This is a genomic window from Rhizomicrobium sp. (assembly GCF_056722145.1).
Genome location: NZ_JBWZET010000171.1, coordinates 1 through 9,538 on the forward strand (window position 1 = coordinate 1; position 9,538 = coordinate 9,538).

A 9,538-nucleotide genomic window follows, 5' to 3' on the forward strand; every position below is an offset into this window, starting at 1 on the left:
TAACGATCCTGGCCCGGCAGCCAGACTTCGATGTCGTAGGTCTTCTGCGCCCCGAAGCCCATGTCGCCGGTGCACAGCGTGACGACGCGATGCGGCAAGTTGAGAAGCTTCAAGATGTTCTGGGCGCAATCGGTCATGCGCTCATGCTCGGCCGGTGACTGCTCCGGCGTGCAGATCGACACTAATTCGACCTTGGAGAACTGATGCTGGCGGATCATGCCGCGGGTATCGCGCCCGGCGGCACCCGCTTCGGCGCGGAAGCACGGCGTCCACGCGGTGACCCGCATCGGCAGCTTGTCTTCGTCGAGGATTTCCTCGCGCACCAGATTGGTCAGCGGCACTTCGGCGGTGGGGATGAGACCGAAACGGCCTTCGCCGGCGCTGGCCCAGAACAGATCCTCTTCGAATTTCGGCAACTGGCCGGTGCCGAAGAAGGCCTCGTCGCGCACCAGCAGCGGCGGCACCACTTCGGTGTAGCCGGCCGCGGTCTGGGTATCGAGCATGAACATGCCGAGCGCCCGTTCGAGCTTGGCGAGGCCGGCCTTCAGATAGACGAAGCGGGCGCCCGAGACCTTGCCGGCGCGTTCGAAATCCATCATCCCCAGGGCTTCGCCAAGTTCGAAATGCTCCTTGGGCTTGAAATCGAACCGCGTCGCCGAACCGAAGCGGCGTTCCACCACTTCCACATTGTCGTTCTCGTCGGCGCCGAACGGCACGCCCGCGGCCGGCAGATTGGGCAGCACGGCGAGCGCCTTGGTCAGCTCGGCCTCGAACTCGCGCGCATCGGCCTCGTCCTTCTGGATCGCCGCCTTCAGGCTGGCCACTTCGTCGAGCAGCGACTTCGCCAGCGCCTCGTCCTTGGCTCCCTTGGCCTTGCCGATGGCGCGCGAGGCCTCGTTCTGGCGGGCGCGGTGCTGTTCGAATTGGGTCTTGGCGCCGCGCCACTTGGCGTCCAGCTCCAGGATCGCGTCGGCGACCTTGGCGGCGTCTTCGGCATAGGCCGGCCGCCGCGCCAGGGCTTCGACGAAGGCGTCACGATTGTCGCGAATGAATTTGAGGTCGTGCATGACAGAGTCTCCCGGGGGGCCGGTAATGCCACGGGCGGGGACAGGGGTCAAAACTTTGTCGGCAATCGACAAAAGCCGCCGGCTGCCGGCACTCCTGTCCGCCCAGGAGCAGCGCGGCGGACGCCATTCGGCAATATAATTGTTCTCGTTAAATGGGGTCAGAGTGAGCTAGCCCGGCTTTCCCGGACAGGGTTGAAGAGCAACATCGCTCAGATTTTCGAACGCGACTGGGCTTAGGAAGCGCAGCGTAGCATGGGCTCGCTGGCGGTTATAGAACACTTCGATGTAGTCGAAGATCTTCGTCCGGGCTTCTTCCCGGGTGGCGAACCGGCAGTGGTGAACCAGCTCGTTCTTGAGATTGCCGAAGAAGCTTTCGACCACGGCGTTGTCATAGCAATTGCCTTTGCCGCTCATACTGATGTCGGCGCCGATCTGGTGCAGTTTGGCTTGGTACTCTGAACCGACATAGGCCGTGCCACGATCGCTGTGATGGATCAAACCGGCTTCGGGATGGCGCAGATCGAGTGCCATCTGCAGGGCACTCAGACCCAAGACTTGGTCGCGCTTATGCCCCATCGCCCACCCCACGACACGCCGCGAGAAGAGATCGAGCACGACCGCCAGATGCAGCCATCCGGAACCGGTTGCCACCACCGTCATATCCCCGGCCCAGACGCGATTGGGCTGCGGGACAAAGAAGTTCTGCTTCAGAAGATTGGGCGCCGGCGGCGCGAGCTTGTGATGCTCCGACATCACCCGGAACCGGCGCTTGCGAAGCGCTTCGATGCCGTTCTGACGGCGTAATCGGGCAATGCGGTGACGCCCGCAGGCGATGCCTTTGGCGTTCAAAACCTTCCACGTCTTATAGGCGCCATAAGCTTGACGGGCTTGCACATGCAGCGCCCGGATTGCCCGCAAGAGGTCCCGGTCTTCGCTCGCGTGGCGGCTCTCGGGCCGGTTCAGCCACTCGTAGAAGCCACTGCGCGACACGCCCAATACCGAGCACTGCCGGGCAATGCTGAACTGCTTGCGATGCCGCCACACGAACGCGTACTTCACGGCAGTTCTTTCGCAAAGTACGCCGCGGCTTTTTTTAGGATGTCACGCTCCTCGGTGACCTTCTTCAGCTCACGCTTGAGTCGCCCGACCTCGCTCTCGTCCGAGGCCGGTTTGCGCCCGGCACCGCGAAAGGCCTTCTCGCCTTGGCTCCCAAGCTGGTCCTTCCATTTGTAAAGCTGGTTGCGCCGAATGCCCAGTTCTAGCGCCAACTCGGAAGCCGGCTTTTGCCCAAGTTCCAGCAGGCGAACCGCCTCAAGCTTGAACTCCCGGCTGTGTCGAACACGGGTTCCCATCAGACACCTCCTCGGGGATACTATCCCCTCTCAAAAGTGTCCGGAATTCCCGGGCTAGCTCAGAGTGGATTTTTCGACCGCCCGCCTCGCCTGCCGCGCCGGCGAAAAAATCCACTCTGACCCCATTTAACGCATAGCGCTGCTCCGGATTTGTTGATGCGGGGGCGGCGGATCGGGCTGGACACGCGCCGCAACTGCGGCATCATGGCGGTATGGCGCATCGTTTGAAGAAACCTCCACCGAGCAAAGCCAAGCTTCTGCGGAAGGCGAGGAAGTTCATCGCCACCGAGATCGCCGACATGTGGTGCCGCAATCCGGCGGGGCACGACTGGCTGGTGCGCCATGTGGAACGGCAGAACGGGCGCTGCGCCTATTGCGGCATCCCGATGTTCATGCCGCCGAAATACAAGCCGCCGAAGCGCGACAAGGACGGCCGCCGGGCGACGCTCGACCACGTCGTGCCGCTGGCGCGCGGCGGCGCCGACAGCGAAGACAACACGGTCGCGGCGTGCGAGGCCTGCAACAGGGAGAAGGCCGTCAAGCCGGCGCTGGCGTTCCGGATGAGCGCGTTCTGCGTCGCCCGCAAAGCCTTCGCCGCCAAGGTGCCGGCGCACGTCGAAAAAACGGTCGTCGTGAAGCTCCGCCGCCGGCCGCCGCCGAAATAAGCCTACTCTTCCGCGTCGGCTTCGGCGCGTTCCTTGTCGCGCTTCTTCTCGATCGCTTTCACGATCCAGATCGAAACTTCGTAGAGGAACACCAGCGGCACCAAGAGGCTCAGCATCGAGAAGATGTCGGGCGGCGTGAAGATCGCGGCCAGTGCGGCGATGCCGACGATGGCGTAGCGGCGCGAGGCCCGCAGCATGTCGGAGGTGACGATGCCGACGCGGCCGAGCAGCGCCAGCGCCACCGGCAGCTGGAACGTCAGCCCGAAGGCGAAGATCAGGGTCGTGACGAAATCGAAATAGTCCGAGACCTTGACCATCATCTGGATCGGCAAGGCGTCCTTGCCGCCCTTGCTCTCGAAGCCGAGGAAGAAGGTCAGCGCGTTCGGCAGCATGACGTAATAGACAAAGGCCCCGCCGGCGATGAACAGCACCGGCGTCGCCAGCAGGAACGGCAGGAACGCCTTGCGCTCGTGGCGATAGAGGCCCGGCGCCACGAACATCCACACCTGCGAGGCGATCACCGGAAAGGCAAGGCACAAGCCGGCGAACAGGCCGACCTTGGCGTTGGTGAAGAACTTCTCGTAGACCTGGGTGTAGATCAGCTGGCGGCCCGGCTGGTTGCCCATCGCGTGGGCCAGCGGCGTGGTCAGGAAGTTGTAGATCGGATCGGCGAAGGCGAAGCAGATGATGAAGCCGACAAGCAACGCCAGCAGCGAATAGACCAATCGCTTGCGCAGTTCGATCAGATGCTCGAGCAGCGGAGCCTTGGAGGATTCGATTTCGGATTCATCGGTGGCGGTGCGATTGCTCATGGCGCTGGCGGATGCTCGGTTGGCGGCAGCGGCTGGTCGGGATGGAGCGGCTCGGGCGCCGGTTCGGCGTGATCGATGACCGGCTCGGGCACAGGTTCGGCGACCGGTTCGGGCTCAAGGCTGACCGACGGGCCGGTCATGACGTCGTTCAACTGCTGCTCAACTCCGGCGAGCGGGCGCGAATTGCGCAACTCGTCAAGCTCCTTGCGCAGCTCATCGAGTTCGCTCTGGCGCGCCATGTCGTCGAAGCTGCGGCGGAACTGATCGGCCATGCCGCGGGCCTTGGCGGTCCATTGCCCCATCTTCCGCATCAGTTTGGGCAGGTCCTTGGGCCCCACCACAACGAGGGCCACCACCAGGACCAGGAGCATATGGCTCCAACTAAGATCGGGAAACATCAGGATGCCCCAGAGAGCGCCGCAGGATTAATGCGCGGCAGGATCCTTGCTCTCCGGCTTCTGCTCGATCGGCTTGGGATCGGCGGGCTTGGCCTCTTCGTCGGCCATGCCCTTCTTGAAGCTTTTGATGCCCTTGGCGAAGTCGCCCATGATGTCGGACAGCTTGCCCTTGCCGCCGAACAGCAAAAGGACGATCGCAGCGAGGAGCAGCCAATGCAGGGGTCCGAAACTGCCCATGATATTTCTCCTTAGCTCCGGCGCGGGGGAGGCCGGAAACCCCTTCTTAAAGACCGGGTTATGCCCGGATGCAAGCGCCGACCGGCGGTCCGCCTGTCACGCCTGCGTCAGCCGCCGATCACCTGGATTTCGGCGTAGCGGTCGAATGCCGCCGCCAGGGCCCCCAGCCGCTTGCCGACACTGTCGTCGGCGATGGCACTGCGGCGGCGGTGAACCTCCAGGATCAGCTTGGATGGGGTCAGCCGCAGCCGGTAATGGGCAAGTTCCGCCGCCGCCGAGGCCGACAGGTCGAACCCCACCCTTGCGGCCAGCCCGATCCGCAGCGCCCGGCGCTCGTCCGGCTTGTCCATCAGACCCTTGAGACGCAGATCGGGCGGAATGTCCTGGTCGCCGGCGTAGCGGTGGAAGGTGGCGGCGGCGATGAAGGCGCGGGCGCGGTGGTCGGCGCCGCCATAGGGCATGTTCAGCACGTCGTCATAGGTGCCGCGGGTGCGATGATCGGGATGGCGCCGCCAACCGAGATCGCTGAACAGGCAGGCCGCCAGCCTGAGCCGGCGGTAATAGGCATTCTCGTCGTTGAACAGCGGCGCACCCCAGGCGAACAGTTCCATGGCGTGGGCCGGATTGCGACTGACGCGGGCGTTCTCGCCGGCGGCGAAATCGAGCAGCGGGTCCTTGGCGCGCTCCTCGGCACCGAGCCGCGAAAACACCATCCCCTCGCGCACGCCGTTGGCGGAGATCACCAGATTGCGGAAGCGCGAAAAGGTCAGAAGCCGTTGCAGCACGATGGCGCCGTAGGGCAAGAGCTCGGTGCGCCGCCGCGATACCACCGCCAGCAGCTCGAGCGACTTCTTGCCCTGCTTGGCCAGCACCTGACACAGCTCAAGCGCCCGCTCCGAGGGAATGGTGTAGTTCTGCAGCATGTGCAGCGGATACTGCTCGCGCAGCATGTCGACGCGGGCGATCGAGCGCCAGATGCCGCCGACCAGGTAAAGGGTCCGGCCCGCCTGCCCGGCAAGCGGCTCCCAACGCTCCAATTCCTCATCGACGAGAGAGCGGGTGCGGTCGAGATCGCCCTTCGACAGATCGGCCAGCCGGAGCGGCCCGAACGGCAGCGAACACGCCTCGCCGGTGCGCCCACCTGCCACCGTCACCATGTCGAGACTGCCGCCGCCGAGATCGGCGACCAGCCCGTCGGCATCGGGCACCGCGGCGATGACGCCCTCGCCCGCCAGCCGCGCCTCTTCCGGGCCGGTCAGCACTCGCACCGTGCCGCCCCAGGCGCTTTCGGCGCGGCGGACGAATTCGGGGCCGTTTAACGCATCGCGCGCCGCCGCCGTCGCCACCGCCTCACGCGAGTCGACGCCGAGCTTGTCGACCAGATGACGATAGCGACGCAGCGATTCCAGCGCCAGCTCGACGCCGTCCTTGTACAAAAGGCCGGTGGTGCCGAGTTCCTTGCCGATGGAGCAGATGGTCTTTTCGTTGTGGAGGGTGTGAGCGGTGCGGGTCAGTCCGTCGAACACCACCAGGCGCACCGAATTCGAGCCGATATCGACGATGGCGATGCGGCTGCGCCGCGCGGCGGCGCGCGCGACCATGTCTTCGCCGAGATCGACCGGAAGGGAACTGTTCATGCTCAATCGCGGCGCTGGACCGGACGGGGCTGCTTGATGCGGAGGGCGCGGCCGCGTCCCGACAGTGATGGATTCGTCATAAAGTAGGTATGTGCAGAAAATGCGTCGGCCTCGCCGGACGCTTCGTCGCGGGCATAGCAGCCGTCGGATTTCATGCGCCAGGACTGCGCCTGATCCTTCAACTGGGCGACCAGGATCTGGTCCAGCACCTGCTGATGCACGGTGGGGTTGTCGATCGGCACCAGCGATTCGACGCGGCGGTCGAGATTGCGCGGCATCCAGTCGGCCGACGAAATCCACACCTTGGCCTTGGGATGCGGCAGGCCGTAGCCGTTGCCGAAAGCGGTGATGCGGCCGTGTTCGAGGAAGCGCCCGACGATCGATTTGACCCGGATGTTGTCGCTGAGCCCGGGCACGCCCGGCTTCAGGCAGCAGATGCCGCGGGCGATGATGTCGATGCGCACACCGGCCTGACTCGCCTTGTAGAGTTCGTCGATCATGTCGGAATCGACCAGCGAGTTGAGCTTGATCCAGATCGCCGCCGGCTTGCCGGCCCGCGCGAACGCGATTTCCTGCTCGATGCCGGCGAGCAGGGTCTCGCGCAAATTCAGCGGCGAGATGGCGAGCTTTTCAAGCCCGCTCGGTTCGGCATAGCCGGTAATATAGTTGAACACCTGCGCCGCATCGCGTCCGAGCGCCGGGTCGGCACTGAACAGCGACAGATCGGTGTAAACCTTGGCGGTGATCGGGTGATAGTTGCCGGTGCCGAAATGGCAATAGGTGTGAAGCTGGCCGTTCTCGCGCCGCACCACCAGGCTGACCTTGGCGTGGGTCTTGAGATCGATGAAGCCGTAGACCACCTGGACCCCGGCGCGTTCGAGATCGCGCGCCCATTTGATGTTGGCGGCCTCGTCGAAGCGGGCCTTGAGTTCGACCAGCGCAGTGACCGATTTGCCGGAATCGGCGGCTTCGATCAGCGCACTGACGATCGGGCTGTCGGCCGAGGTGCGATACAGCGTCTGCTTGATCGCCACCACATCGGGATCGGCCGCCGCTTGGCGCAGGAACTGCACCACCACGTCGAAGCTTTCGAAGGGGTGATGGACGAGAATGTCCTTGGCGCGGATGGCCGCAAAACAATCGTCGCCGTGCTCGCGGATGCGTTCGGGAAAGCGCGCCACGAACGGCTTGAACTGCAGATCGCCGCGCTCCTTGAGGATCAGCTGCTTGAGATCGGCGGTGCCCAGCATTTCCTCGACGCGCACCACCTCCTCGTCTTCGAGGTCGAGATGGTCGGCGATGAAGGTGCGCAGATCGTCGGCCATCGCCGCGGTGCACATCATCAGGATCACCGAGCCGCGCCGCCGCCGCTTGAGCAGCGACTCGAACATCAAGACCAGATCTTCGGCCTCTTCTTCGACTTCGACGTCGCTGTCGCGGATGACGCGGAACAGGCCCGAGCCCTTCACCGTGTGACCGGGGAACAGCTCGTGCAGGTGCATCTCGATCACCTCTTCGAGCGGAATGAAGCGGGCGTGGCGGCTTTTGCCCTTCTCCTTGGCGGGCCCCGGCAGGCGCACGAAGCGTTGCAGCTGCGGCGGCACCGGCAGCAGCGCCATCACTACGCGTCCGTCGCGCACCCGCGCCAGCTTCAGCGCCAGCGAAAAGCCGAGGTTGGGAATGAACGGAAAGGGATGGGCCGGATCGATCGCCAGCGGCGTCAGGACGGGGAAAATCTGTTCGTGGAAATGGGCGTCGAGCCAGACGCGGTCGGCATCCTTCAAATCCTTGGCGCCGATCACCGCCAGCCCTTTGTCGGCCAGCTCCGATTTCAGTTCGCGCCAGACCCGCTGCTGGTCGGCGATCAGGCGGCCGGAGAATTCCGCGATCTTGGCGAGCTGCTGGGTCGGCGACAGGCCGTCGTCACTGATGGACGCGACACCCTCCTTCACCATCCCGAGCAAGCCGGCGACGCGCACCATGTAGAACTCGTCGAGGTTGGACGACGAAATCGACACGAACCGCAGCCGCTCCAGCAGCGGATGGCGCGTGTTCTGGGCCTCTTGCAGGACGCGGCCGTTGAAGGCGAGCCACGACAGTTCCCGGTTGACGAACCGCTCCGGCGAATTGGGCGCGATCACCGGCAGCACCGCACAAGCCGGCGCCGGCGCCAGCGCGACCTCGGCCGCATCGCGACTCTGTTCGGCCGTCAATTCGGGATGGTTTTCATTTGTCATCAAGGGCTTACCGTGAACCCGCCCGTCAGGGTAAAGCAAAACATGGGTCCTGTCATGCGGCGATCATAGGCAGCGTCTACCAACAAACCCTGACATAATGGCAGTGTCTTCGGAGAAACCGGCGGGCGGGGGCAGTATGCGGATCATCTGGGTGCTATGCGCGTTGCTGGTTGCGGCGGCGGCCGACGCCGATCCCGCCTACAAGATCGTCCAGGATGTGCCGCTGGCCGGCGGGCGACTGCAGATCCTGGAAGATGCGCGTCTTGGCGCCGGCCTTGAAAAGCAACTATGGGCTACGTGCGTCGATCCGCTGTTCGTGCTGGGCGATGACGATCCGGCTGCCCAGCCGTTTCGCACCCAGCCGCTCGCCCCCGCCAAGCTGCGCCAATTGGATGCGAAGGGCGCGGTCGTGCTCGACATCGTGCTGCAAGACAATGCGCCAATCGCCCGGATCGAACCGCAACGGATCGGTGCCACGCTGATGATCCGCGCCGACGATACCGCCTGCATGGGCACCTACACCGGACAGGCCATCACCTTCCACAATCTCGCCGGCGGACGGTTGATACCGGCCATGGCAACCGATGCCGCGGGCAAGTCGAGCGCGGTGCGGGTCCTGGAATCCGACAAAACCGGCTGGCGCTTCGTGCGCAGGGCACCGAACGATATCGTCATCGAAGCGCTTTGGTGCCGCCCCGATTTCGAGGCCGAAAAACGCGACCCGAAGCACGAAACGCATTTCCAGATGCGCTACATCACGTATCGCTATGACGGTCACACTTGGCGCTTCGCCGAACACGATCGTCCGGGCTTCTGGGAGAGCGAAGACGGTTTGCCGGCGCACTCGCGCTTTCCGAAGGTCGAATAAATCACGCCCCTCTCCCCTTGTGGGAGAGGAAGAAAAATCACGGGGTTAGCGGCGCGCCGTAAAGTCCTGCGAACGGGCAAGAATGGCGCGGCGCTAACTTCGATGATTTTTCAGGTGAGGGGTAACGGGCACATCCCCCTCACCAGCAAAATCTAGCGCTTAGCGGCGAAGCATGTAGACGTGATCGTTCTTGCGCGCCGCTAAGTGCAAGATTTTGCGTCCTCTCCCACAAGGGGAGAGGGGAACTTACTCGACCTTCGGAAAG

At 64.1% G+C, this 9,538-nt stretch carries 10 protein-coding genes; 2 read left to right on the plus strand and 8 right to left on the minus strand.

The window, feature by feature from the left end; translation table 11 throughout:
• The 3 genes from serS to AC1P6P_RS09170 form a co-directional block, all read right to left on the minus strand.
• Window positions 1-1,067, minus strand: a 1,067-nt coding sequence (serS, locus tag AC1P6P_RS09160) for a serine--tRNA ligase (RefSeq protein ID WP_481402136.1), incomplete at its 3' end; no start/stop codon positions are given.
• Window positions 1,068-1,235: 168 nt separating this feature from the next.
• Window positions 1,236-2,126 (minus strand): IS3 family transposase, encoded by an 891-nt coding sequence (locus AC1P6P_RS09165; protein WP_481402137.1) that lies wholly within the window; start codon window positions 2,124-2,126, stop codon window positions 1,236-1,238.
• A complete protein-coding gene (locus AC1P6P_RS09170) occupies window positions 2,123-2,419 on the minus strand; it encodes a transposase (protein ID WP_481402138.1) in 297 nt (98 codons plus the stop codon). Before AC1P6P_RS09170 ends, AC1P6P_RS09165 begins: the two co-directional genes overlap by 4 nt.
• A gap of 224 nt (window positions 2,420-2,643) precedes the next feature.
• Between AC1P6P_RS09170 and AC1P6P_RS09175 the strand changes: the two genes are divergently transcribed.
• The gene (locus tag AC1P6P_RS09175; protein ID WP_481402139.1) at window positions 2,644-3,084 is read left to right on the plus strand and encodes an HNH endonuclease; all 441 of its coding nucleotides are present in this window, start codon (window positions 2,644-2,646) and stop codon (window positions 3,082-3,084) included.
• Window positions 3,085-3,086: 2 nt separating this feature from the next.
• Here AC1P6P_RS09175 and tatC read toward each other — a convergent pair whose 3' ends face one another.
• From tatC to AC1P6P_RS09200, 5 genes are all read right to left on the minus strand, one after another.
• Window positions 3,087-3,896: a twin-arginine translocase subunit TatC gene (gene tatC, locus AC1P6P_RS09180; protein WP_481402140.1), complete on the minus strand. Its 810-nt coding sequence runs from the start codon at window positions 3,894-3,896 to the stop codon at window positions 3,087-3,089.
• Entirely contained in the window at window positions 3,893-4,294 is a 402-nt protein-coding gene (tatB, locus tag AC1P6P_RS09185) for a Sec-independent protein translocase protein TatB (protein ID WP_481402141.1), read from the minus strand. Before tatB ends, tatC begins: the two co-directional genes overlap by 4 nt.
• Before the next feature lie 27 nt (window positions 4,295-4,321).
• Window positions 4,322-4,531, minus strand: a complete 210-nt coding sequence (locus AC1P6P_RS09190) for a twin-arginine translocase TatA/TatE family subunit (RefSeq protein ID WP_481402142.1) — start codon at window positions 4,529-4,531, stop codon at window positions 4,322-4,324.
• A 107-nt stretch (window positions 4,532-4,638) separates the two neighbouring features.
• Window positions 4,639-6,168 carry a Ppx/GppA phosphatase family protein gene (locus AC1P6P_RS09195; RefSeq protein ID WP_481402143.1) on the minus strand — a complete coding sequence of 510 codons (1,530 nt, stop codon included), beginning with the start codon at window positions 6,166-6,168 and terminating at the stop codon, window positions 4,639-4,641.
• Between the two features lie 2 nt (window positions 6,169-6,170).
• Window positions 6,171-8,405: an RNA degradosome polyphosphate kinase gene (locus AC1P6P_RS09200; protein ID WP_481402144.1), complete on the minus strand. Its 2,235-nt coding sequence runs from the start codon at window positions 8,403-8,405 to the stop codon at window positions 6,171-6,173.
• Window positions 8,406-8,541: 136 nt separating this feature from the next.
• Between AC1P6P_RS09200 and AC1P6P_RS09205 the strand changes: the two genes are divergently transcribed.
• Window positions 8,542-9,273 (plus strand): hypothetical protein, encoded by a 732-nt coding sequence (locus AC1P6P_RS09205; protein WP_481402145.1) that lies wholly within the window; start codon window positions 8,542-8,544, stop codon window positions 9,271-9,273.
• Window positions 9,274-9,538 lie beyond the last annotated feature (265 nt).